The organism is Afipia clevelandensis ATCC 49720 (assembly GCF_000336555.1).
In the GTDB taxonomy this organism is placed as follows: domain Bacteria; phylum Pseudomonadota; class Alphaproteobacteria; order Rhizobiales; family Xanthobacteraceae; genus Afipia; species Afipia clevelandensis.
The window spans coordinates 1,151,944-1,175,388 of record NZ_KB375281.1 but is presented as its reverse complement, the minus strand read 5'-3'; the positions used below and the strand labels follow the sequence as shown (position 1 = coordinate 1,175,388).

Here is a 23,445-nt window from a genome sequence, read left to right as displayed (position 1 = left end):
GGAAGTCCGATGTCCGAAATCAAGGCGCTGATGTTCGATGTGTTCGGAACGGTTGTCGACTGGCGCAGCAGCCTGATCGACAACTTCACGGCATGGGCCGCCAGGAAGGGCATCAAGGGCGATTGGACCGCGCTGGTCGATGGCTGGCGCGGAGCGTACATGCCGTCCATGGACGTGATCCGAAAGCGCCCGGAAAGCGATTTCGTCATTCTCGACGATCTGCAGCGGCAGTCGATCGAGCCGCTGGCGGCGAAACTCGGCATCACCGGTCTGTCCCCGGCGGATTTCGATTACCTGACCAAAGGCTGGCACAGCCTCGATCCCTGGCCGGACAGTGTCAGCGGCCTGACGAGGCTGAAGACGAAGTTCATCATCAGCCCGCTGTCGAACGGCAACGTCGCGCTGCTGACCAACATGGCGAAGTATGCCGGCCTGCCGTGGGATCTCGTGTTGAGCGCCGAGGTGTTCCGGCATTACAAGCCTGACGCCGAAACCTATCTCGGCGCAGCCAAAATTCTCGGCCTCACACCGGGGCAGGTCATGATGGTGGCCGCGCATAACAACGATCTGGCCGCCGCGCAGGCGCTCGGCCTGAAGACGGCGTTCGTGCCGCGCGTGACCGAATACGGCCCGCACCAGAACCGCGACTTCAAGGCCGACGGCAACTGGGACTACGTGGTCACCGATTTCAACGATCTGGCGGACAAGCTCGGCTGTTAGGATCGCTACCGCGAATCATTGAACGCTGACGCTTCGTGCTTACCTGCGAAAGGCATCATGACGTTCCCTGCATCCGCATTGCCTGTTGAGACTGGTCCCGCCTTTCTGGGTGTGGAGCGGTCCGCGACCGGCCGTGTCTGGCGCGACCGGCTCGATGCGCGCGGCACGGCGCGGGCGCTGGCGATTGCGCAGCGCTATCAGGTGCCGGAAATGCTGTCCCGGATCATCGCTGGGCGCGGCATCGACATCGACGCGGTGGAGGACTTCCTCGATCCGACCATCCGCAAGCTGCTGCCCGATCCTTTGACGGTGACGGATATGGAAGCCGCGGCGAAGCGCATCGCCGATGCGGCAATGCGCGGAGAGAAGGTCGCGATCTTCGGCGACTATGACGTGGACGGTGCGACCTCGGCGGCGCTGCTGACCTGGCATCTGCGCCACTGCGGGCTCGATCCGCTGATCCATATTCCGGATCGCATTTTCGAGGGCTACGGCCCCAATGTCGAAGCCGTGCGCGGTCTTGCCAGCAAGGGCGCGACGCTTCTGGTCACGGTCGATTGCGGAACCACGAGCATGGAACCGCTGGCGGAGGCCAAGCGCCTCGGCATGGATGTCGTGGTGATCGACCATCACCAGTGCGGCGATGAGCTTCCCGTCGTCGATGCGCTGGTCAATCCGAACCGGCTCGACGATCTGTCCGGTCTCGGGCATCTCGCGGCTGTCGGTCTTGTATTCGTGACACTGGTGGCGGTGAACCGGGAATTGCGCGCGCGCGACTTCTGGAGCGATGTGCGGCCCGAGCCCAACCTGCTCGACGCGCTCCATCATGTTGCGCTCGGCACCGTGGCCGATGTCGCCGTGCTGACGGGCCTGAACCGCGCCTTCGTCGCGAAGGGTCTGATCGCGCTCCGCCGCCGCGATCACATCGGCCACACCGCGCTGATGGATGTCGCGCGCCTCAGCGGGCCGCCGGAAGCCTGGCATCTCGGCTTCATGCTGGGGCCGCGCATCAATGCGGGTGGACGCATCGGGCGCGCTGACCTTGGCGTGCGGCTTTTGCTGGAAGGCGATGTCTCCGAAGCTGCACGCATCGCCGCAGAACTCGACCGCCTTAACACCGAGCGCCGGGTCATCGAACAGATGGCGGAAGCACAGGCCGAGGCGGAGGCGCTGGCCTCGCTCGGTCTTGACGACAAAGGCTCGGTGATCGTGACGGCTTCAGAGGGCTGGCATCCGGGCGTGGTCGGGCTTGTGGCATCGCGTCTGAAGGAGAAATTCTCACGGCCTGCATTCGCCATCGCGCTCGAGCCCGGAGGCATCGGCACCGGCTCGGGCCGTTCCATTCCGGGCGTCGATCTCGGCAAGGTGGTGCGCGAGGCGGTACAGGAGGGGATTTTGCTCAAGGGCGGCGGTCACGCCATGGCCGCTGGCGTCACGCTAAAGAAAGAGAACCTTGCGGAGTTCCGCGCCTTCGTGGAAGCCGCGCTCGCTACGACGGTCGCCGAGGCGCGGCATGCCAACGAGCTTTTCATTGATGGCGCGGTGAGCGCCCGCGCGGTGACCACGGATTTCGTTAACATGATGAATCGGGCTGGTCCGTTCGGCGCAGGCAACCCGGAGCCGCTGATTGCGTTGCCGTCGCATCAGCTCGTCTTCGCTGACGAGGTCGGTCAGGCGCACCTGCGGCTGCGCTTCAAGTCCGGTGACGGCGCTTTCGTCAATGGCATCGCGTTCCGTTCGATTGGCCAGAAACTCGGCAATGCGCTGATCGAGAATCGCGGCCAGATGCTGCATGTCGCCGGATCGCTGACGGTGGATCGTTGGCAAGGCTCCGAGCGCGTGCAGATGCGCGTCACGGATGTTGCTGTGCCTGATCCGGGGCCGAATTTTATTCGGTAAGTATGGCTATTGGAAATCCGGCAGTTTCTCCCAATGCGTCGTCCCCGCGAAGGCGGGGACCCATAACCCCTGAATGTCTTGATGGCAGCGAGAAGGTTGCTCCGCTCATTCCTTGAATCGAAAACCTGGGGAGTATGGGTCCCCGCCTGCGCGGGGACGAGACCGAATATGTGACAACATCTCGTTTCACAAACTCTGGTCTTTGGTGGCAGCTACGCTCCCTGCCTCAGCCGCGCGAGCACCTTCAATCCCGCGTAGCCATCCGCAGGCAGCAATCCCGCCTTGGTCTGGAAGTCGCGCACCGCCTTCATGGTGTCGTTGCCGACGCGGCCGTCGGTGCCGCCGGTGTCGAATCCTGCTTTGGTGAGGCGCGTCTGCACCTCCTGGATTTCAGCGAGCGTCAATGCGCGTTCCGAGCCGGGGAACGGCTGAACGAAGGGACCAGCGCCCTGAATGCGGTCACCGAGATGGACGATGGCGAGCGCGTAGTTCATCGACGGGTTGTAGCTCTTCACCGCATAGAAGTTCTGACCAAGGAGAAACGACGGTCCGCCCTGAACGGGCGTCCAGAGCTGTGCGGAATCGTTCGGGCGCGGGAACGGCTGGCCGTCGGCGCGATTGACGCCAGCCGCGGCCCATTGCGCGTAGCTCTTGCGGCCGCCGCTGCCGGTCGCGCCTTTCACTTCATAGCCCCAGTGTTCGCCACGCCGGTACTTGCCGCGATTGACGAGATAGCGCGCGCTGGAGCCCAGCGCGTCGTCCGGCCTGCCGAAGGGCGAGACACGGCCATCGCCGTCATAGTCAAAGCCGACATTGAGCCAGACTTCCGGCATCCACTGGGTATGTCCCATCGCGCCAGCCCATGAGCCGCGCATTTCTTCCGGCGTGCTCCAGTGCTTGTCGACGATGCGCAGCGCGTTGATGAGTTCGGTTTCCCAATATGTCTTGCGGCGCGGTTCATTCCACGCCAGCGCGGCGAGGGACGGAAACACCGGGCGCATATGGTTCTGCTGAACCAGCGGATCGCCATAGGCCGTCTCGACGCCCCACAGCGCCAGCAGCGTGCCGCGCTCGACGCCGAAATCTTTTTCGATCCGGGCAAACAGCGCGCCGTATTTCTGAAGCGCCGTCTTGCCCGCAGCCAGCCGCCAGTCGGACACGCGGCGATTGATGTATTGCCAGAGCTGTTCGTTGAACTCCGGCTGCTTGCGCATCTTCTGGAACACGCTCATGTCCGGCTCGATGCGAGCGAGGCAGCGGATATAAGTGCCTTCGGAAACGCCACGTGCCAGCGCGCGGGCGCGGAAACTCTCGCGCCACTGATCGAAGCCCGGCGGTGTCGCTGCAAACGCATGAGACGCGCTTGCCATCAGCGCGCCTGCGCCGAGTGCGGAGCCGAGCAATTCGCGCCGGGTGAGGGAGGCTGGATGCGAAGAATCTGCTTGAGTCATGCCCTCACTCTAGCGCCACAGGCCCGGTTCGGCCAAAGGCCAATCTGCCGCGGATGATGCCGGTCGACATGTCGCAAAAGCAGGTTCCCCGCCGACTAGTGCCCTTGACCTTCTTTCGCCGCTTCGGACGACGTCACCGCCGGGGGCTGGGCATGCGCCATCGCGGGCGCTTCCGGGGGCGGCTGGATGTATTCACGCCCGCGTCCGCCGATCAGGCGCTCGTAAGCTGAAATCAGGGTCACGTAGGGATTGACCCAGAGCCAGCCATCGCGCGTGAACACCTGCACATCGAAATGCAGATGCGTCGTGGTGCCGCCGGGACGGTCCTGAAAGTTCGAGACCAGTCCGATCTTCTCGCCTTCGCTGACGTGCCGCCCGTGAACAAGACCGTCCGCATCCATGCGGGCGGGATTCATGTGCATGTAGCGAAAGCGGATGTGCTCGTTGCGCGCGTTCACCAGCAGGAAGGCAGCCTGTTGTTTCGGCGACCTGACGATCACGCCGTCACGGACAGCGACCGTCGCGAAGAGATCGGGAATGCAGCGGTCAGCGCCGTCGTTGCGCAAATGGCAGGATGAGGGGCGGATGTCCTGCCCCTGATGGCCCATCCCGTTGGGGCATTGACCGACCTGGAAATCGCGCGTTTCGCAGAAATTATCCTGCCAGGGATAACTGTAGTTTTCCTTCGCGGACTCATCGAACACGAGCGGCTTGTCGTTGCGCTTGCAGCGGTAGGCATCGCCCTTGGTCGGCGAGAACGAGATGCGGCCCGTGAGGTTGCAGTCACCCCAGTTCATGAAGGATTGCGAGTTGGCGAAGGCCGGTGCCTTTTCGACCGGAAAGCGGATCTGCGAATAGACCGTAAAGTCCTGATAGCCGCTTTGGCCGCGATAGCCGCTGTTCGGGATAATTTCGCCGGGTGTCCGGTAGGTGAAATCCGGCGCATATTCGATCGGACGCTCGGACTCATACGAAGCGATATTGTAACGCGGATCGCGCGGCGTGCCGCCAGCAACGCGCAGCGCCTTGATAAACCGCTCCGCCACCGGCGATGCTTCACGGCAGGACAGGCGCCTGCTGCGCGCCACGCTGTCGAGACACTGGATCGACACCACATAAGGCACGCCGAACCGTGTGAAAGCGTAGCGCACATAGCCTTCCCGGATCACCCGGCGCAGGTTCGGAAACTGTGTGGCGAGCGCCTTCACTGGCTCGCCCTTGCCGGCTAGCGGGTCCTTGATGTCATAGAGCAGAAGCGATGCCGTGATCTGGACTTCAATCGGCAGCGAATAAATCCGGGACGGCATGTTGTCGCCGGCGCCGCGCTCCAGCATGAAAACCGCGTCGTAACCGGCGGGTCCCGCCTCGAACATCGCCGCCGAACTGAAACCGGCCTGATAGCGCGGAATCAGAAGATTGACCGCGCCGCTGCGCTGGTCGTTCAAATAAAGGGCGCTGTCGAACGGCAGCAGCACCGGTACGGGACTGGTTTCGATGCCTGGAAAGATCGGAGATGTGACCGCATTGATTTGCGAGATCGCGGTGATGCGCTTCGCGCCAGCCTGACGCGGCCGCGGGCGAGGGCCCATGAAGCTGAAACTGCCAGAAGCCGCCGGCTGCGACTCGATTTCAGCCTTGAGCTGGATCGCAGCCGCGGGCCAGTCCGGCTGCATGACCGAGATCGCCGGTGTCCGGAACTCGCTGGATTGCGCCCGAGCCGATTGGCTGGCAGCGCAAACAACCAGGGCGGCGAACAGCGCGGCAAGGGGCAGAAAATGGCACCGGATATTTCCCGATGCCATCATTCTGCGGTCTGCTGCATGCGCTGCCGTCAATCCGCCCTCACCAAATCCGCGCTTAGTCCTTCGCGCGCTCGACGTAGGAGCCGTCTTCAGTCAGCACAACGATGCGCGTTCCCGTGCCGATGTGCGGCGGAACGCCGGTGCGCACGCCATTGGAGAGGATTGCGGGCTTGTAGGACGAGGATGCGGTCTGCCCCTTTGTCACGGGTTCGGTCTCGACGACTTCGAGGGTGACACGCTGCGGCAGCACGATGGAGACCGCGTTGCCCTCATGGATCGAGAGCTTCACGGTCATGTTTTCCTGCAGGTAGGGAGCTTGCGTGCCGACCACGTCCTTCGGCACGAGGAGCTGGTCGTAGGTCTCGTTGTTCATGAAGTGGAAGCCGTCGCCGTCTTCGTAGAGATAGTTGAAGTCGCGGTCCTCGACATAGGCGCGTTCGACCTGGTCGGTGGTCTTGTAACGCTCGGACACCTTGGTGCCGTCGCTGATTCGGCGCATTTCGATCTGGCTGACCGGGGTTCCCTTGCCGGGATGGATGTTCTCGGCGCTCAGAACGACATATAGCTTGCCGTCCTGCTCAATGATGTTGCCCTTGCGGATCGAACTGGCGATGACTTTCACAGATTGGTTTCCTAATGTTCAGGGCCGGATGCTGCGCCGAACCGGCGCTTCGCCGTCCGGCAAGGCTGTTTCGGGCCGCAACATACCGATCTGGACCGTTAAAGCCAGCATTTTACAGCCGAATCGGGCTTTTCGGGCATGAATGCGGGACAGGAACGTTCCCCTTGGTGGACGCCGGATCGTCACCTCGACCGCAGGCCGTTTCTGCAGGCGCGGAACGCGGTTACGCGGGCGACGCGGGCATGGTTCGCCGGTGAGGGATTCACCGAGGTGGAGACCGGAATCCTGCAGAAATCGCCGGGAAACGAAACCCACTTGCATGCTCCATTCGCGGACCTGACCTCCGGCTCCGGCGAAAGGACCCGCTGTTACCTGCGGACGTCCCCGGAATTCGCCTGCAAGAAGCTGATGGCGTCGGGCGAGACCAAAATCGTGGAGTTCGCACGGGTGTTTCGGGATCGTGAACGGGGACCGCTGCATCTGCCTGAATTCACCATGCTGGAATGGTACCGGGCCAACGAGAGCTATGAAGCCGTGATGGCCGATTGCGTGGTGGTGATCGCACGGGCGGCACAGGAAACCGGGATCGGGACGTTCTCGTTTCGCGGCAGGACGGCGGACCCGTTTGCGACGCCGGAACTGCTCACGGTCGCGGACGCATTTTCTCGTTATGCGTCGATTGATCTGCTGGTGACCATTGTCGATGGACAGGGGAGCCGGGATGCGCTTGCTACGGCGTCGGCCGATCGCGTGCGGATCACGGACGATGACACATGGTCCGACATTTTCAGCAAGGTGCTGGTCGAACATGTCGAACCGAACCTCGGACAGGAGCGCCTGACCATTCTCTACGAATACCCGGTGCCGGAAGCCGCGCTCGCGCGTGTAAAGCCGTCCGATCCGCGCGTGGCGGAACGGTTCGAGGTGTACGCTTGCGGCGTTGAACTCGCCAACGGCTTTGGCGAACTGATCGACGCGGATGAGCAGCGGCAGCGTTTCACACAGGCGATGGACGAGAAGGAACGCCGCTATGGCGAGCGCTATCCGCTCGACGAGGATTTCCTCGCGGCGGTGGCGCACATGCCGGAAGCCTGCGGCGTCGCGCTTGGATTCGACCGGCTTGTGATGCTGGCCAGCGGCGCAACACGGGTCGATCAGGTGGTGTGGATGCCGATGTTGGGGGGCGAGGCATGAGCCGCCGCGCTACAACGCTTCGGACGCCCGCCGAACTGATCGCGCAAGGTCTTGCCTCGCCGGACAGCCTGCCCGCGCTCGAGAAAGTTTCCGCCCGATATGCCGTCGCCGTGACGCCCGCCGTGGCCGCACTGATCGACACAAATGACGCAAGCGATCCCATCGCGCGGCAATACATTCCGTCCGCGGACGAACTTGAGATCCAGCCCGGGGAGGACGCCGATCCCATCGGCGACCATTCACATTCGCCCGTCAGCGGCATCGTGCATCGCTATCCGGATCGCGTGCTGTTCAAGCTGGTGCATGTCTGCGCGGTGTATTGCCGGTTCTGCTTCCGCCGCGAAATGGTCGGGCCGGGCAAGGATACCGGCCTATCGGATGAAGTTTATTCAAAGGCGCTGGATTACATCCGCGCGCATCCGGAAATCTGGGAAGTCATCCTGACCGGCGGCGATCCGCTGATGCTGTCGGCACGGCGGCTGAAAGAGATCATGAGCGATCTTGCCGCGATTGATCATGTGAAAATCATCCGCATTCACACCCGTGTGCCCGTGGCCGATCCCGCGCGCGTGACGGACGATGTGGCTGCCGCCCTGCGCGTGAAAGGCGCGACCACATGGGTTGCCGTCCATGCCAATCATCCGCGCGAATTCACCGCCGAGGCACGCGAGGCCTGTGCGCGGATGATCGACGCGGGCATTCCGATGGTCAGCCAGTCAGTGCTGCTGCGCGGCGTGAACGACAATCCGCAAACGCTGGAAGCCTTGATGCGGACCTTCGTCGAGTGCCGGATCAAGCCGTACTATCTGCATCACGGCGACCTTGCGCCGGGCACAGCGCATCTGCGCACCACGCTGGAGCAAGGGCAGAAACTGATGCAGCACCTGCGCGGGCGTGTGTCGGGCCTTTGCCAGCCGGATTATGTGCTCGATATTCCCGGCGGTCATGGCAAGGCGCCGGTCGGCCCGAAATACCTGTCGCGCATACGTGATGACAGCGAAGGACGGTACCGCGTTGCGGATTATTGCGGCGATGTTCACATCTATCCACCTGTGGAAAGATGACGAAACCCGAGCCTCCTGACAACGATAACAATCGTGCCGTCGAAAACGCCGTGATGCTCGGCTTTTTTGTTGTGCTGGTGGCGGCAGGCATCTGGCTGCTCGGCTCGATGGCCGATGTGCGCAAGGCGCAGGATTGTGCGGCGCAAGGCAGGCGCAACTGTGCAACAATGGATAATCCGGCGCGTTCCCGGTAAGATATCCGCGCTGAGGAATCGTACTGGTGGAGGTGTGACATGAGGAAATCCATCCCGATTGCCGCGATGGCTTTGCTGCTGGTTGCGTCGGGTGCATACGCGCAGAGCAAGAGCGGGACGAGCAGTCCCTCGGCGACATCCGGCGCAGGCACCGTCGCGCCAGCCCCGGTCGGTCATCGCCAGCCGCGCGCTGCCGACATACCGTCCGGACAGGAGAAGAACTTCACCGAGTCCGCCGAGGACAAGGCGCTCGACCGCAAGATCAAGAGCATCTGCCGGGGCTGCTGATCACAGCCCTTAAAGTTCACGCATTTCGTGCGGCGAGCGCCATTCCGATCAGGGAGGTGCCGCCGAACACGAGATTGATGCCGACCAGCAATCCGATCGCCCATGCAGCGGAGCCCGGCAATCCGGCAATGATCAGCGCCGCGACAATCAGATCGACCAGACCCGACACCAGCAGCCAACCCCAGCGCCCGGACAGTTCCTTGCGGTGGGCGAGGGCGAACATGATGGTGGTAATGCCTTCGGCGATGAAATAGGCGCTGACCACAAGCGTGAGCGTGAGCGTTCCGGCGACTGGTTGAAGCAGCAGAATGAGACCTGCACCGAGTGCAAGCACCGCCGAGAGCAGCGACCACCAGAAGCCGGGCAGGTCGCGTGTGGTGAAAGTCAGATAAAGTCCCACAGCGCCGCTGATCAGGAACAGCCAGCCGAGGAAGATCGTCACCGCGATGCTGGCCAGCAGCGGAATCGCAATGGCCGCCATGCCGAGGATCACCAGCACGATGCCTTCGATCAGAAAGGCCTTCCAGTTCGCCTTGACGGCTTCTTTCATCCGGGTCTGAAGCTGGGCGACATCCTGAGGCATCGTCATCGTGCTCTCCTGTTTCTGATCCGGCGGGCCGGCAGGGCAGCTTAGTCCTCTGCCGCCGCTTTTGTTAAGTTCAATATCGCGGCTAGTTATCCAGAATTGCGACAGCCCGCGTCCAGCCGGCTGAGGCGCGTTCGATCTTCACCGGGAAGCAGGACACCATAAAACCGGTTGACGGCAATTGTTCTAAATTGTGCAGCTTCTCGATGTGACAATAGCCGATGTGGCGGCCCGCCTTGTGGCCTTCCCAGATCAGGCTGGCATCCTTGGTCTCGGCGTATTTCTTCGCTGTGTAGACAAACGGCGCGTCCCAGCTCCAGCCGTCGATGCCGGTGAGGCGAACACCGCGCTCCAGCAGGTACATTGTCGCTTCATATCCCATACCGCAGCCGGAGATGACGTAATCCGGCTGGCCGTACTTCATACCGGCGCTGGTGTTCACGACCACGATCTCGAGCGGCTTGAGCGTATGTCCGATACGCTTGAGTTCGGCTTCGACATCGGCGGCGGTTGCGACATAGCCGTCGGGGAAATGACGGAAGTCGAGTTTCACGCCGGGCTGCAGACACCATTCCAGCGGGACCTCGTCGATGGTCCATGAGCGCTCGCCGCGATTCATGGTCGGGTGAAAATGGTAGGGCGCGTCGAGATGCGTGCCGTTATGGGTGGAGAGGTTGACCTGTTCGACGGCCCAGCCCTGGCCGTCCGGCAGATCCTCCTTCTTCAGCCCGTCGAAGAACTGCAGCATGCGCGGCAAGCCCTGCTGATGGTCGATGTACTGGATTGTCGGATGTCCGCCCGGAGGGTCCGCCGGCACGTCGTTCTGAAGGGGGACGGATATGTCGATCAGCTTGCGGGTCATGCATGGCGCTCCGGCGTCCTGGCTGCCCACTGCGGGCGGCAGGTCCAGGGAGTGTGCATGAGAATGTCGGGATCGCTCAATACGTTGAGCGGAGATGGGCCAGCGGGAATGGGTGGCGCTCCCTAGCGGAATCGAACCGCTCTCTCCACCGTGAAAGGGTGGCGTCCTAACCGATAGACGAAGGGAGCATTAATCGCGCAAAATCAATAGCTTAGTATCGGTTTTGGCGGCTCCGGCCCACAGCCCCGCAGGGGTGATTTGGCCGACGCGGGGGAACGTATAATGACGTTTCGCCACTGCGGCAAGCCGCCAGCCGGATGTTCGGGAGCTTTCTCAGAATTTGATATTCAGATGGGCTTTCGCGCCCTGATCGACAGCTTGGGAGGCGAATTGCCCCACATAGGAAGCGGCGAGCGTGACATGTCCCGCCAGTCTCATCCCCAGACTGACGTCGAGCACAGCGGCGTCCTGCTGAACCGGAACTCCATTCACGCCGAACGCGCTTCCACCGGCGATGGACACGGCGGACACCGGTGTCACATCACCGAACGCATGCCGCCAGCCAAACGTCTCCCGGGCGAACATGCGAACGCCGCCGAGCGTGAAATCCGCCGAGGTGTGAACACCGAGCGTGCTGAAGGTTACGCTGTTGTCGCCGGCATGTCCCACGAGCGCGCCGGGGCCACCGGCCTCCGCGAATCCGCCGTTTCTGACATTCACATAAGCAAGGTTGGCGAACGGCTCGATGGTCGCGCCGCCGACAGCTATCCGGTATCCGAGTTCGCCGAAGACCTGGGCGGTCGCCGCGCCGTAGTCCGCGATCAACCGGTCGGAGTAGCCGGTAAAGGCGATAGCGCGGCTGGTGCTGATGTCGTGCCATGTGTGCACGCCGCCGAGCCGCACGGCGAGCCTGCCGAACTCGGTGCCGCCATAGACGCCGAGATTGGTGTTGTCACTCGTCCCTGTGCCTGAAGCTGTATTGATGCGTGTCTGGCTGTAGCCGGTCAGCACGCCGAGATGCCACGTGTCGCGCACGGGCATATCCGCGCCGGCAAAGAAGCCGCCGACGGTGCGATCGAGCGGCGCATTGCTGTTGCGTCCCCACGATCCGAACGCGCTGCCCCAGATGGTGATCCGCTCACCGGCCCTCGTGCAGGACATTGTTGCGGTCGGGCTTTCGTTTTCCTTGTTGCGCCCGAGGACAGTTGCGGGGGTACCGCAGTTCGTGTCCGCCAGCCGCCCCAGTGCGGCATTGCGGACGAAACGGCTGTCCTCGAGCATCGCTCCCGCTATTGACCCATGCAGTTCGCCGGAGAGCTGATCGAACGCGCTGCGGGCTGCGGCATCGGTTGGAAGATTCACGATTGCTGTGAACAGTGGATTGCTGGCGGGCAAAGCCTGGAGGGAATTCGCAATGGCGAATTGCGTCCGCGTCGCGCCTGCCTGTGCAAGCGTGCGCGACTGCACCACATCAAGGTAGACGTTGTGGGTGTTGTAGCTGGCGGTCAGACCGAGAAACGCCGACGGATTGCCGGTCAACGTGTAAGTGCCGGTGATGTTGCCGGTGGCTGTGAGAACCGTGTACCGGGTGCCGACCAGATAGGGGACGGCGCTTGTCTTTGCGATGCTGAGTGTTGCGCCACCGGACAGGGTGACGGCGCCCGTGACCGCAATCCGGTCGGATGCGACGGAGGCCGGATTCGCCTCCACGCTGTAAACCGATCCGGCCTGTTGAATGAAATTGCCGTTGACGTTGAGCGTGCCGATGCCATCGCGGCCCGGGGCAACCGTTCCACCTGACTGCACCGTGGTCGCACGCACCTTGCCGGTTCCGGCCAGCGTGCCGCCGCCCTGGACGGTGACGGTCCCGGGCAGCGTTGCGTCCACCTCAAGCGTGCCGGCTTTGATGATTGTGCTTCCGGGCGAGATCGAGGGCGTGAAGATGTTCACGTCCTTGTCGATAACCCATGTTCCGCTGCCCTGCTTGGTCAGGACACCGCCAACAAATATGGTCAGACCGGCGACGGCCTCCGAATAGATTTGCCGGCCGCTGCCGTCGAGCGTGAGCTTCGAGCCGGAATCCCCATTGATGTAGAGATCGCCGTTGATCCTGCCGCCCGTGAAAAGCGTGACCGTGTTGGAAAAATAGTCGCTCAGGCGCACGTCGCCGGTAATCGTGCCGGCATTGCTGATGGTGCTGGAGTTGCCTGAACCGTAGATGCCGTAAATGCCAGCCGAACTGTTGCCGGTGATGTTCGATCCGGCTCCGTTGATCACCGTGCCGCCACTGTAAAGATAGACGGCTGCGCCGCCGCCAATGGTGCCCGTGGAAGCGGTCACGGCACCGTTTTCGTTGCGCAGCGTGCCGCCGTCATTCAGATAAGCACCAACCCAGCCGCCGGTGATGCTGCTGCCATTCCCAGTATTGATGACGGTACTCTCGCCGGCGGCGGTGTAGACGCCCGATTGGGTGCCGAAGATCGTCGCGCCATTGCTGTTGGTCACGCTGCTGCCGGAAAAGGCATCGACGCCGTCAACGCCAGTGATCCTAGCGCCGTTGGTGTTGATCAGTGTACTCACGTCGGCGAGGTTGACGCCGCCATTGGCGGTGCCGCTGATCTGGCTCCCGATGCCCGTGTTCGTGATGGTGCCACCCCACAGGAGCACGCCGTTTGCTGCGCCCGATATTTTGCCGCCGGCCTGGTTAGTAACCGTGCCGCCGTTTTCGAGATCAATTCCGTTGTCGGTGGTGCCGGTGATGATCCCGGAATTCGTTACAGTACCTGTCTGTGACGAGGGCCAGTCGCTGTAAATCCCGTTGATGCCGGAAATCGTTGCGCCTGCCTTGTTGGTGACGATACCGCCGAGCGAAAAATAGATGCCGTTATCGCCGGTCGACGTGATCGCGCCGCCGGTCTGGTTGATGACATTGCCGACGTCGCCGGTGACGCCACGGCTGATGATGCCGGAATTGTCGAGGGTGCCGCCGTTATTGAGTGTGATCCCGTTGCTCAAGGTCGCAGCGCTGTTGACTTGAAGAGTCGCGCCGAGATTGCCGCTGTTATCCACGATGACGTCATTGCCGCCGAGATCGGCGGCGGAGTTGACGACCGTGGTGCCGCTGGTGACCGAAATGTCGGCTGCCCTGAGCGATGAAACCCCGCCGGTGAGGCTCAGGGTCAACAATGCAACCGCCAGCGTGCGCGGCAGGACGGTCCTTTCGCGGCGCTCCTGCTTGTGTCGTTTAGCCGCCTCGCACTGTGGCCACGGTCTTTCGGCCGTGTGCCCCGCCATTCCTGAACCCCTTCGCCCGGTACGGCCCGGCTCGGAATCGCCGGATCGTGAACCAGCATGGATAGAGCAGGCGTTTAAGGCAGGCGCGGTCAGAAACGCACCTGAGTTCGGTCTCGCCATGGATGTGGAAAAGCCTTTGGGAGTGAAGAGTTACCGCCGATTTCGTCTGTCTTGCAGGGGTGGGACGTCGGCGACCGACGGATTTTTCCAAAGGGCCGGAACTTGCGGCCACATCCCGCCGTTATCGCCTCAGGGAGGCGTCATTGGAGGCTGCGATGGCTGATCGCCTGCAACACATTCACGTAAGTCCCGACGACCATATCGGCACGCCCGGCCTTGAGGAGGCTGCCTACGTTGCTGGCTGGGCGTTGAGCTGCTCGGCGGCGCTGGGCGTCGTTCTGCTGGTCTGGCAGCTCAACATCTGACCGGCGGTTGGTTGGATCCCGGAAGAATCGGCCCGCCCGCGCGGGCCGCAGGATGCTGTTTGCGGCTTCATGTTCTGGTTGAAGTTGTTGATGGGTAAAGTCCGAATCGCTCCATAAGGCGCTTTGGATAGGTTCTTTTGAGCCGGGCTAGGTGACGTTCGCATCCGGGGCTCGCCGCCGGGTCTGAATGCACTATGCTGCGGGCCATGAGTCCCCATCCGCTCTCTCGTATTGTCAGCCGTTTCAAGCGCGAGCCCTCGCGTACCGGCTCTCTCATCATCACCTTCTATGGCGACGCGATCCTGCCGCGCGGCGGATCGGTCTGGCTCGGAACGCTGCTGCAGTTCCTCGACATGCTGGGGACCGATGGTGGTGTGGTCCGCACCGCCGTGTCTCGCCTTGCCGCCGATGGTTGGCTTGATCGCGACAAAGCGGGCCGCAAGAGTTTCTACAAACTCGCCAAACAGGGCCGCGAGCGCTTCGAGGCCGCTGTCGAGCATGTCTACAATCCGCATCCATCGGACTGGGCAGGGCGGTTTGAACTTCTGCTGATCGGAAACGGCGCGGATCGCGACGCCTCGCGGGCGGCATTATCGGAGGCGGGTTTTGGCAGCCCGATGCCCGGCGTATGGGTGGCACCGTCCAGTGTCCCGACGCCATCCGTCGCCAAAGGCGCGATCCGGCTGGAAGTTTCGGCGGACGATGCCACGGGGCGGCGATTGGTCGAGGCAAGCTGGTCGCTGGAACGGACCGCCGAGTCCTATCGCGAGTTCATGAAAACCTTCGCGCCGCTGGAGGCGTGGGCCAGCGCGGCCAAAGATATCACGCCTGCGGACGCCATCCTCGCGCGGATACTTCTGATCCATCATTACCGGCGGGTCATCCTGCGCGATCCGCTGCTGCCATCGGCGCTTTTGCCGCCCGCCTGGCCCGCATTGGAGGCGCGGAAATTTTGCGCTAATCTCTACCAAGCACTTCTGCCGGCATCTGAATCCTGGCTGGACGCACATGGCGAAAGCGCGTCGGGTTCCCTGCGTCCGCCGGGGCCGGAACTCGGCCGGCGGTTCTCCGACGTGCAGCGCAATATGTTACAAAAATAACTTGCTTGGAAGTATTCTTGTTATATATTGATTGCCGTCTCCCGGGAGGAAGCGGCGATGTACACCCAAGCGCTCAACATATCCGAAGCCGAAGTCATCCACGTCGAGGATGCGCAACGCGCCGCTCACTTTCAGGCGCGGATTGATGCCGACGACCGCATTGAAGCCAATGACTGGATGCCGGCGGCCTATCGCAAGACGCTGACACGGCAGATTTCCCAGCACGCTCACTCCGAAATCGTCGGTATGCTGCCGGAAGGCAACTGGATCACCCGCGCGCCGACCCTGCGCCGCAAAGCCGCGCTGCTCGCCAAGGTGCAGGACGAATGCGGCCACGGCCTGTATCTGTACGCTGCGGCCGAAACCCTCGGCTCCTCGCGTGAAGAACTCTACGACGCGATGCTCTCGGGCAAGGCGAAGTATTCGTCGATCTTCAATTATCCGACGCCCACCTGGGCCGACATCGGCGCCATCGGCTGGCTGGTGGACGGTGCGGCGATCATGAACCAAATCCCGCTGTGCCGCTGCTCCTATGGTCCCTATGCGCGCGCGATGATCCGCGTCTGCAAGGAGGAGTCGTTCCATCAGCGTCAGGGCTACGAAATCATGCTCACACTGTCGCGCGGCACCGATGAGCAGAAAGCAATGGCGCAGGACGCGCTGAACCGCTGGTGGTGGCCGTGCCTGATGATGTTCGGTCCGCCGGACAGCCAGAGCCAGCACAGCGACCAATCGACGGCATGGAAGATCAAGCGCTTCTCGAACGACGACCTGCGCCAGAAGTTCATCGACGCCACTGTGCCGCAGGCCCACTACCTCGGACTCACCATTCCCGATGCCGACCTCAAGTTCAATGAGGAGACAAAGCACTGGGAATACGGTCCAATCGATTGGGACGAATTCAAGCAGGTGCTCGCGGGCAATGGCCCGTGCAACCGCGATCGCATGGCCACGCGGCGCAAGGCGCACGACGAAGGCGCGTGGGTCCGTGAAGCGGCGGCAGCCTATGCCGCGAAACAGCACGCGCGCAGCACCGCTGCGGCAGCGGCCTGAGGAGGCGATGATGACGACGCAGAATACCCAGCTTTGGGAGGTTTTCATCCGTAGCCGCAACGGCCTTGCGCACAAGCATGTCGGCTCGCTGCACGCCGCCGATGCGACGCTGGCGCTTCAGGCGGCACGCGATATTTACACGCGGCGCGGCGAGGGGCTGTCGATCTGGGTCGTGCCGTCGAACGCGATCGTCGCGTCCGACCCGTCGGAAAAGGGCATGATGTTCGAGCCGGCGATGTCGAAGATCTACCGGCATCCGACGTTTTACGACGTGCCGGACGAAGTCGGTCATATGTGATTTGCACTTACTCGTCATTCCGGGGCGCGAGTGAAACGAGCGAACCCGGAATCCATAACCATTTTGACAGATGGATTCCGGGTCTGCGCCAAGAGGCGCATCCCGGAATGACATCAACGGGTAATGAACATGGCAACGTCTTCCATCACCGTCACCGAAAGCCCGCTGGTGCTCTACGCGCTGCGCCGCGCGGACGATGCGCTGATCCTCGGCCATCGTGTGTCGGAATGGTGCGGCCATGCGCCGATGCTGGAAGAGGACATGGCGCTGGCCAATATGGGCCTCGACCTGATCGGGCAGGCGCGAGAACTCTACACCTACGCGGGCCAGGTCGAAGGGGCGGGCCACGACGAAGACAAGCTCGCTTATCTCCGTGATGTGCGCCAATATCGCAATCTGCTGCTGGTCGAGCAGCCGAACGGCGATTTTGCCCGCACCATCGTGCGGCAGTTTTTCTATTCGGCATTCGCCGATCCGTACTGGCGCGTGATGATGAACTCGAAGGACGCGACGCTGGCGGCGATTGCCGCCAAGTCGGAGAAGGAAAGCGCCTATCACCTGCGCCACACCTCGGAATGGATGATCCGCCTCGGCGACGGTACGGCGGAGAGCCATCGCCGCGCGCAGACCGCCATCGACGACCTATGGGCTTTCACCGGCGAATTGTTCCATGCCGACCAGAGCGATGCGGAATTGATCTCGTCCGGGATCGCGGTCGATCCGGAAACATTGCGCGGCGTCTGGATGGACACCGTCTCCAATGTCCTCGGCGTGGCGACGCTGAAGCGTCCGGCGAGCGACTGGATGCAGAAGGGCGGCCGCATCGGGAATCATACCGAACATCTCGGTCATCTCCTCAGCGAACTGCAGTCGATGCAGCGAACCTTCCCGAACGCGACATGGTAACCGCCAGCACCAGCCACGATCTTCGCCAGACCGCATGGAATGCGGCGGCGCAGGTGGTCGATCCGGAAATCCCGGTTCTGACCATCGCCGATCTCGGCGTGCTGCGTGATGTGACGGTGACGGATGACGGAGTCGAGGTGGCGATCACACCGACCTATTCCGGCTGCCCCGCCATGAATATGATCGCGCTGGAGATCGAACTGGCACTGGCGCGCGAGGGCATCCGCAATCCGAAAATCCGCACCGTTCTTTCACCGGCCTGGACCACGGACTGGATGAGCGAGCAGGGCCGCCAGAAGCTGAAAGCGTATGGCATCGCCCCGCCGCAGGCCGGAGGCGGCCGCCGTGCGCTGTTCGGCGAACAGCAGGTCGCGTGCCCGCAATGCGGTTCGGTGGATACCGAAGTGTTGTCCGAGTTCGGCTCGACATCGTGCAAGGCGCTCTGGCGCTGCAAGACCTGCCGCGAGCCGTTCGATTACTTTAAATGCCATTAGGGCTAAAGCCATGTCGCACGTTCCGAAATTTCATCGTCTGGCGGTCGCCGACCTCAAGCGCGAGACCGCCGATGCGGTGTCGATGACATTCGCCATTCCCGGCGAACTGACGAAGGACTACGCTTTTGCGCCGGGCCAGTATCTGACGCTGCGCACCACCATGGACGGCGAAGAGGTGCGGCGCTCCTATTCGATATGCTCCAGCCCCGACGATCACGAACTGCGCATCGCAGTGAAGAAGGTCGATGGCGGCGCGTTCTCAAGTTGGGCGCTGGAAGAACTGAAGGCCGGCGACGAACTCGATGTCATGACGCCGACCGGCCGTTTCGGTGTCGCACATGCACCTGATCAAGCGCGCATTCACGTCGGCTTCGCGGCTGGCTCCGGAATCACGCCGATCATGTCGATTGTGCGCGGAATTCTGGCGCGCGAGCCGAACAGCCGCTTCTTCCTGTTCTATGGCAACCGCGCCACCAACGGCATTCTGTTCCGCGAAGCTCTGGAAGAACTGAAAGACCGCTTCATGGGCCGCCTCTCGGTGTTTCATGTGCTGTCGCAGGAAGAGCAGGACTTGCCGATCCTTTATGGCCGTCTCGACCGCGACAAGGTCGAGGTGCTGCTGCGCGCGATGGTGCCTGCCGCCGCGGTCGATCATGTGTTTGTCTGCGGGCCCGTCGCCATGAGCGAGGAGATCGAGAAAACCTGCATCGACATGGGCATTCCCGCCGACCGCGTTCATGTCGAACGCTTCGTCTCGGAATTCGGTGGCAAGCCGCGCCCGAAGGTTCAGGTCGCGCCGGAAGCGCCGCCGAAAGCCGTCGCATCATTGATCGTGGACGGCAAGCGCAAGGATGTCCCGATCGCGGAGGGCGAGGTTATTCTCGATGCGGCGCTGCGCGCCGGCATGGACCTGCCTTACGCCTGCAAGGGCGGCATGTGTTCGACATGCCGCGCCAGGATCGTCGAGGGTGACGTGACCATGGACGTGAACTATTCGCTGGAGCCATGGGAGCTCGAGGCCGGCTTCGTGCTCACCTGCCAGGCCCATCCGGTCTCGTCGCGCGTCGTGGTCGACTACGATCAGATGTAGTTACTTACCATCGCGGAGCAGCGCATAAGCCGTCTGCGCCATGGCGACGGGCCGCTCGTCGCCGTCGGTCCGCAGCGTGATGCTGCCATAGGCCATGGTCTTGCCGAGCCGCACGACACGCGCTTCGGCGATAACGTCCGCGCGCATCGCCGGGCGCAGGAAGTGGATGGTCTGGTCCACCGTGGTCATCGGGAAGTATTCGCCCGCAGCGGCGCTGATGGCGAACACCATCGCCGTATCGGCGAGACTCATCAGCGCCTGACCGCACACAACGCCGTTGTCGCGGCAAAGGTTCTCCGAAAACCGCATGCGCAGCACAGCGCTATCCTTGTTGACGCTCTCAACGGAGAGACCGAGGTCCTGCACGCACTTGGCGAATACCGATGTGAGCAGGGTGTCGGCGGCGGACTTGTCGAAAGACATGATGCATTCCAGGGCTTGAGGATTCAGGTGAGTCTAACGGGAAGCGTCGTAAAGCCGCGAAAACGCACGCGCCGTGCGCGATGCGCGGGGCCGCTCCCGGCGTAGTTCGGGAAGCGGGCAAGAAACCGCCCGATGGCGATGCGGCCTTCAAGGCGGGCGAGCGTGAGCCCGACACAGGCATGTGCGCCGGACGCGAAGGCAAGATGGCGGTTCGGCGCACGGGCAATGTCGAGATGGTCCGGTTCGACAAACACGTCCGGATCGCGGTTGGCTGCGCCGATGCAGAGCGTGATCAGCGCGCCTTCCGGGATTGCCACGCCGCCGAGTTCGGTCTCCTGAACCACGCGGCGATTGCCGAGCTGGTTTGAACTTTCAAAACGGAGGAATTCCTCGATCGCGCTTTTGATCAGGGCGGGATCGTCGATCAGAAGCTGTCGCTGGTCCGAAAACCTCAGCAGCAGTTCGAGGCCGTTGCCGATCAGGTTGGTGGTGGTCTCATGGCCTGCATTCAGGATGAAAATGCAGTTCTGAAGAAGCTCGACTTCGCTAAGTCGCTCGCCGTTGGCTTCACCCTGAATAAGCCGGGTCAGGACGTCGTGGTCCGCATTGCCGGGACGCGCGCGCCGGTCAGCAACCAAGCGACGAAGGTAGTCGAGGAATTCGCCGACGGCGCGTTCACCACGCGCCTGTACCTCTTCTGTCAAAAACGGTTCGAGTGCACCGAGGATCGCGAGCGACCAGCCGCGCAGCGGCCCGCGATCCTCGTGCGGCACAGCCAGCAGATTGCCGATGACTTCGACGGGAATCGCCGACGCGAAATCCTCGATCAGGTCGGCGTTCCCGCGAGCCTCCATGTCATCCAGCAGGCGGTCCACAAGCGCGATCAGCCCCGGCTCCATTTCTGAAATGGCGCGGGGATTGAGCGCGCCTGCAATCAGCCGCCGAACGCGGGTGTGCAGCGGCGGATCGTTGAAGACCAGGCTTGTGGTGTGATGCTGGAACAGCAGGGAGTCCGTGCCGTACTTCGGCCCGAACTCGACCTTCTTGTCGGAGCTGAACCGCACCGTATCCTTGTAAATGGCTTCGAGATCGCGGTGCCGGGTCAGGAACAGTGATCCGTCCGGCATGTGATGGATTGGGTCGGCCGATTGCAGAGCGCGATAGGTCGGGTAGGGATCGTCATAGAACGCGTCGGACAGGTCTTTCAGCGAGAACGCACGCGCAATTGCGGCGTCCTCGTCCGAAGCCGGACGAGGCGCGCCTTGAGGATCCGTATGCGTCGTTGCCGACACGCGGGGGCCTGCTGTTCAGGACACGACGTCGTTGATCTGCACCACGGCCTGCGCCTTGGTGAAGTTCGGAATATCGGAAAAGATTTCCTTGCCGTGCGCCTTTCCGGCGGCCTTGAAATCATCCATCGAGCCGAATGTGATCAGCGCAATCATTTGATAGTCGGGAGCGCTGCCATCGGGCTTTACCACGCCCTTGATCGCCTGCGCGCTCTTCAGCCCGTGCGGGCCCCAGCGGTCCCTCACCAGCGGCATGTGTGTTTTCAGATAGTAGTCCGTGTCGAAGGCTTCGCCGGCTGGATACATCACGGTGACAAGGATCATGGGTTTCTCCCTCAATGGTGTTGTTGGTCAGGCCACCGGCCGGACGGCATTCATGGTGAGAAGTTCGTAGGTCGCAGCCGACTCGTCCTTGTCGGTCAGGATCTCGACATCCCAGCGCACTTCACCATATTGCTTGTTGCGCGGTGACTTGTCCTTCGCAGTGAGGCGCACCTTGATGGTTTCGCCCGGCTGGATCGGTTTGATGAAGCGCAGCGAGTCGAGGCCGTAATTCGCCAGCACTGGACCCGGATCGGGATCGACAAACAGCCCCGCCGCGAATGACAGCAGCAGATAACCGTGCGCCACGCGGCCGGGGAAGAACGGATGGCCCTTGGTCGCTTCCTCGTCCATGTGTGCGTAGAACGTATCGCCGGTAAAACGGGCAAAATGCTCGATGTCTTCCAGCGTGATCGTGCGCTCTTTCGAGTAGAAGGTCTGCCCGACATCGAGATCCTCGAAATGAAACCGGAACGGATGCCGGTCCTTCTCGACGATGGGCGCGTTTTTGGTCCAGCTTCCGGTCACGCCGGTCAGCATACGCGGTGAACCCTGAACCGCGGTGCGCTGCATGTAGTGGTGCACGCTGCGCACGCCGCCGAGTTCCTCGCCGCCGCCTGCGCGGCCGGGGCCGCCGTGGACCATCTGCGGCATTGGCGAGCCATGGCCGGTCTGTTCCTTGGCGCAGTCGCGGTCGATCATCACGAGCCGCCCATGGAAACTGCTGATGCCGAATACGAGGTCGGAGGCCACCTTCGGGTCATGCGTATAGACCGAAGCCACAAGGCTGCCGCCGCCGCGATTGGTCAGCGTCACCGCTTCGTCGAGATCGTTGTAGCCCATCACGGTGCTGACCGGGCCGAACGCCTCGATGGAATGCACCTTGGTGGCCTGAGCAGGATTTGCACAATGCAGGAGGATCGGCGGCACGAACGCGCCGCGAACCACATCCGCGCCCTGAACATCGAAGTTGTCGGGATCGCCAGCGACAAGCTGCGCCTCGGTCCGCAATGCCTTGACGTGATTGAGGACATCGCGCCGCTGCTCGAGGCCGACAACCGGACCCATCCGCACATTGTCCTGTTCGGGGTTTCCGATCACCACCTTGTCCAGCCGCTCGCGCAGCGCCTCGATCACAGGCGCGACGAACGCGGAGGGCGCCAGCACGCGCCGGATCGCGGTGCATTTCTGTCCGGCCTTGACCGTCATCTCCTTGGCGACTTCCTTGATGAAGAGATCAAACTCCGGCGTGCCGGGACCGGAATCCGGTGCAAGGATTGCGGCATTGAGCGAATCTCTTTCGGCGACGAAGCGCACCGCGTCACGCGCGATCACCGGGTGCCGCTGCAGCTTCTCGGACGTATCGGCCGAGCCGGTGAAGGATACGACATCCTGGCAGGTGAGATGATCGAACAAATCGCCGGTCGAACCGACAATGAACTGGAATGCGCCTTCCGGAAGAATCCCGGACTCGGCGATCATGCGTGCGAGCGCATGGGCCACGTAGGAGGTCACCGTTGCTGGCTTGGAGACCACCGGCACGCCGGCGAGCAGGGCGGGCGCCAGCTTTTCCAGCAGGCCCCAGCACGGGAAATTGAAGGCGTTAATGTGAACCGCGACGCCTTGCAGCGACGTAATGATGTGTTGTCCCGCAAAGGTGCCCGCTTTGCCCATCGGCTCGACCGCGCCGTTCAGCAGAAAGGTTGAGTTCGGCAGTTCGCGGCGTCCCTTGCCAGCATAGACGAACAGCGTGCCGATGCCGCCGTCCACGTCGATCAGATTGTCGGTGCGCGTCGCGCCGGTCTGGAATGACAGCTTGTAAAGCTGGTCCTTCCGCTCGGTCAGATACTGCGCCAGCTTTTTCAGCATGTCCGCGCGCTGATGAAAGGTCAGCCGCCGCAGATTCTTGCCGCCGGTGTCGCGCGCAAAGGCGAGAATGCCCCGCATATCCAGCCCGCCGGTCATGGCCTCAGCGACAACATTGCCGGTCACCGCGCTGCGCACCTCGGTGAAATCACCGCTCGGTGCGGTCCATTGTCCGTTGACATAGCTGTCGAGTTTCATGGGACC

The 23,445-nt window shown here is 62.5% G+C and carries 23 protein-coding genes and 1 tRNA gene; 13 read left to right on the top strand and 11 right to left on the bottom strand.

Annotated features, from left to right (window positions below):
* Nucleotides 1–9: 9 nt before the first annotated feature.
* Both HMPREF9696_RS05325 and recJ read left to right on the top strand, forming a co-directional pair.
* Nucleotides 10–720, top strand: coding sequence for a haloacid dehalogenase type II (locus HMPREF9696_RS05325; RefSeq protein WP_002711934.1), 711 nt, complete (start codon nt 10–12; stop codon nt 718–720).
* 57 nt (nt 721–777) lie between these two features.
* Nucleotides 778–2,619: a single-stranded-DNA-specific exonuclease RecJ gene (gene recJ / locus HMPREF9696_RS05320; protein WP_002711933.1), complete on the top strand. Its 1,842-nt coding sequence runs from the start codon at nt 778–780 to the stop codon at nt 2,617–2,619.
* Between the two features lie 212 nt (nt 2,620–2,831).
* Here the strand turns inward: recJ and HMPREF9696_RS05315 are convergent, their stop codons facing one another.
* The 3 genes from HMPREF9696_RS05315 to efp form a co-directional block, all read right to left on the bottom strand.
* Nucleotides 2,832–4,070, bottom strand: a complete 1,239-nt coding sequence (locus HMPREF9696_RS05315; protein WP_002711932.1) for a lytic murein transglycosylase — start codon at nt 4,068–4,070, stop codon at nt 2,832–2,834.
* 95 nt (nt 4,071–4,165) lie between these two features.
* Nucleotides 4,166–5,875: a M23 family metallopeptidase gene (locus tag HMPREF9696_RS05310; protein ID WP_002711931.1), complete on the bottom strand. Its 1,710-nt coding sequence runs from the start codon at nt 5,873–5,875 to the stop codon at nt 4,166–4,168.
* A gap of 52 nt (nt 5,876–5,927) precedes the next feature.
* Complete coding sequence (gene efp / locus HMPREF9696_RS05305; protein WP_002711930.1) at nt 5,928–6,494, bottom strand: elongation factor P; 567 nt, start codon at nt 6,492–6,494, stop codon at nt 5,928–5,930.
* Nucleotides 6,495–6,632: 138 nt separating this feature from the next.
* Here efp and epmA point away from each other — a divergent pair, with 138 nt between their 5' ends.
* The 4 genes from epmA to HMPREF9696_RS05285 are packed head-to-tail and all read left to right on the top strand — an operon-like array spanning nt 6,633 to nt 9,234.
* Nucleotides 6,633–7,688, top strand: a complete 1,056-nt coding sequence (epmA, locus tag HMPREF9696_RS05300) for an EF-P lysine aminoacylase EpmA (protein WP_002711929.1) — start codon at nt 6,633–6,635, stop codon at nt 7,686–7,688.
* Entirely contained in the window at nt 7,685–8,752 is a 1,068-nt protein-coding gene (locus HMPREF9696_RS05295) for a lysine-2,3-aminomutase-like protein (RefSeq protein WP_002711928.1), read from the top strand. The genes epmA and HMPREF9696_RS05295 overlap by 4 nt, the downstream gene beginning before the upstream one ends.
* The gene (locus HMPREF9696_RS05290) at nt 8,749–8,946 is read left to right on the top strand and encodes a hypothetical protein (RefSeq protein WP_002711927.1); all 198 of its coding nucleotides are present in this window, start codon (nt 8,749–8,751) and stop codon (nt 8,944–8,946) included. Before HMPREF9696_RS05295 ends, HMPREF9696_RS05290 begins: the two co-directional genes overlap by 4 nt.
* 39 nt (nt 8,947–8,985) lie before the next feature.
* On the top strand, nt 8,986–9,234 hold the full coding sequence (locus tag HMPREF9696_RS05285) for a hypothetical protein (RefSeq protein WP_002711926.1): 249 nt from the start codon (nt 8,986–8,988) through the stop codon (nt 9,232–9,234).
* A gap of 16 nt (nt 9,235–9,250) precedes the next feature.
* On the opposite strand, the gene HMPREF9696_RS05280 is transcribed toward HMPREF9696_RS05285, so the two are convergent.
* The 4 genes from HMPREF9696_RS05280 to HMPREF9696_RS05265 form a co-directional block, all read right to left on the bottom strand.
* Nucleotides 9,251–9,823, bottom strand: a complete 573-nt coding sequence (locus HMPREF9696_RS05280) for an HdeD family acid-resistance protein (RefSeq protein WP_002711925.1) — start codon at nt 9,821–9,823, stop codon at nt 9,251–9,253.
* A gap of 82 nt (nt 9,824–9,905) precedes the next feature.
* Entirely contained in the window at nt 9,906–10,682 is a 777-nt protein-coding gene (locus HMPREF9696_RS05275) for a cyclase family protein (RefSeq protein WP_002711924.1), read from the bottom strand.
* A gap of 113 nt (nt 10,683–10,795) precedes the next feature.
* Nucleotides 10,796–10,870, bottom strand: a tRNA-Glu gene (locus HMPREF9696_RS05270).
* A gap of 145 nt (nt 10,871–11,015) precedes the next feature.
* Nucleotides 11,016–13,865, bottom strand: a complete 2,850-nt coding sequence (locus HMPREF9696_RS05265) for an autotransporter outer membrane beta-barrel domain-containing protein (RefSeq protein ID WP_040301831.1) — start codon at nt 13,863–13,865, stop codon at nt 11,016–11,018.
* Nucleotides 13,866–14,251: 386 nt separating this feature from the next.
* Here HMPREF9696_RS05265 and HMPREF9696_RS21785 point away from each other — a divergent pair, with 386 nt between their 5' ends.
* From HMPREF9696_RS21785 to paaE, 7 genes are all read left to right on the top strand, one after another.
* Nucleotides 14,252–14,401 (top strand): hypothetical protein, encoded by a 150-nt coding sequence (locus HMPREF9696_RS21785; RefSeq protein WP_002711922.1) that lies wholly within the window; start codon nt 14,252–14,254, stop codon nt 14,399–14,401.
* A gap of 206 nt (nt 14,402–14,607) precedes the next feature.
* Nucleotides 14,608–15,501: a phenylacetic acid degradation operon negative regulatory protein PaaX gene (gene paaX / locus HMPREF9696_RS05260; protein WP_040301830.1), complete on the top strand. Its 894-nt coding sequence runs from the start codon at nt 14,608–14,610 to the stop codon at nt 15,499–15,501.
* Between the two features lie 57 nt (nt 15,502–15,558).
* The gene (gene paaA, locus HMPREF9696_RS05255) at nt 15,559–16,554 is read left to right on the top strand and encodes a 1,2-phenylacetyl-CoA epoxidase subunit PaaA (RefSeq protein ID WP_002711920.1); all 996 of its coding nucleotides are present in this window, start codon (nt 15,559–15,561) and stop codon (nt 16,552–16,554) included.
* Nucleotides 16,555–16,564: 10 nt separating this feature from the next.
* Nucleotides 16,565–16,852: a 1,2-phenylacetyl-CoA epoxidase subunit PaaB gene (gene paaB / locus HMPREF9696_RS05250; RefSeq protein WP_002711919.1), complete on the top strand. Its 288-nt coding sequence runs from the start codon at nt 16,565–16,567 to the stop codon at nt 16,850–16,852.
* 129 nt (nt 16,853–16,981) lie between these two features.
* Nucleotides 16,982–17,758: a 1,2-phenylacetyl-CoA epoxidase subunit PaaC gene (paaC, locus tag HMPREF9696_RS05245; protein ID WP_174309449.1), complete on the top strand. Its 777-nt coding sequence runs from the start codon at nt 16,982–16,984 to the stop codon at nt 17,756–17,758.
* A complete protein-coding gene (paaD, locus tag HMPREF9696_RS05240) occupies nt 17,752–18,252 on the top strand; it encodes a 1,2-phenylacetyl-CoA epoxidase subunit PaaD (protein WP_002711917.1) in 501 nt (166 codons plus the stop codon). The genes paaC and paaD overlap by 7 nt, the downstream gene beginning before the upstream one ends.
* 10 nt (nt 18,253–18,262) lie before the next feature.
* Complete coding sequence (paaE, locus tag HMPREF9696_RS05235) at nt 18,263–19,342, top strand: 1,2-phenylacetyl-CoA epoxidase subunit PaaE (RefSeq protein ID WP_002711916.1); 1,080 nt, start codon at nt 18,263–18,265, stop codon at nt 19,340–19,342.
* On the opposite strand, the gene HMPREF9696_RS05230 is transcribed toward paaE, so the two are convergent.
* Genes HMPREF9696_RS05230 through paaZ form a run of 4 tightly spaced genes read right to left on the bottom strand, consistent with a single transcriptional unit; the run spans nt 19,343 to nt 23,439 of the window.
* Entirely contained in the window at nt 19,343–19,765 is a 423-nt protein-coding gene (locus HMPREF9696_RS05230; RefSeq protein WP_002711915.1) for a PaaI family thioesterase, read from the bottom strand.
* Between the two features lie 23 nt (nt 19,766–19,788).
* On the bottom strand, nt 19,789–21,057 hold the full coding sequence (locus HMPREF9696_RS05225; protein WP_002711914.1) for a cytochrome P450: 1,269 nt from the start codon (nt 21,055–21,057) through the stop codon (nt 19,789–19,791).
* A 15-nt stretch (nt 21,058–21,072) separates the two neighbouring features.
* Nucleotides 21,073–21,378 (bottom strand): EthD family reductase, encoded by a 306-nt coding sequence (locus HMPREF9696_RS05220; RefSeq protein ID WP_002711913.1) that lies wholly within the window; start codon nt 21,376–21,378, stop codon nt 21,073–21,075.
* Between the two features lie 27 nt (nt 21,379–21,405).
* The gene (gene paaZ, locus HMPREF9696_RS05215) at nt 21,406–23,439 is read right to left on the bottom strand and encodes a phenylacetic acid degradation bifunctional protein PaaZ (protein WP_002711912.1); all 2,034 of its coding nucleotides are present in this window, start codon (nt 23,437–23,439) and stop codon (nt 21,406–21,408) included.
* Between the last annotated feature and the right edge of the window lie 6 nt (nt 23,440–23,445).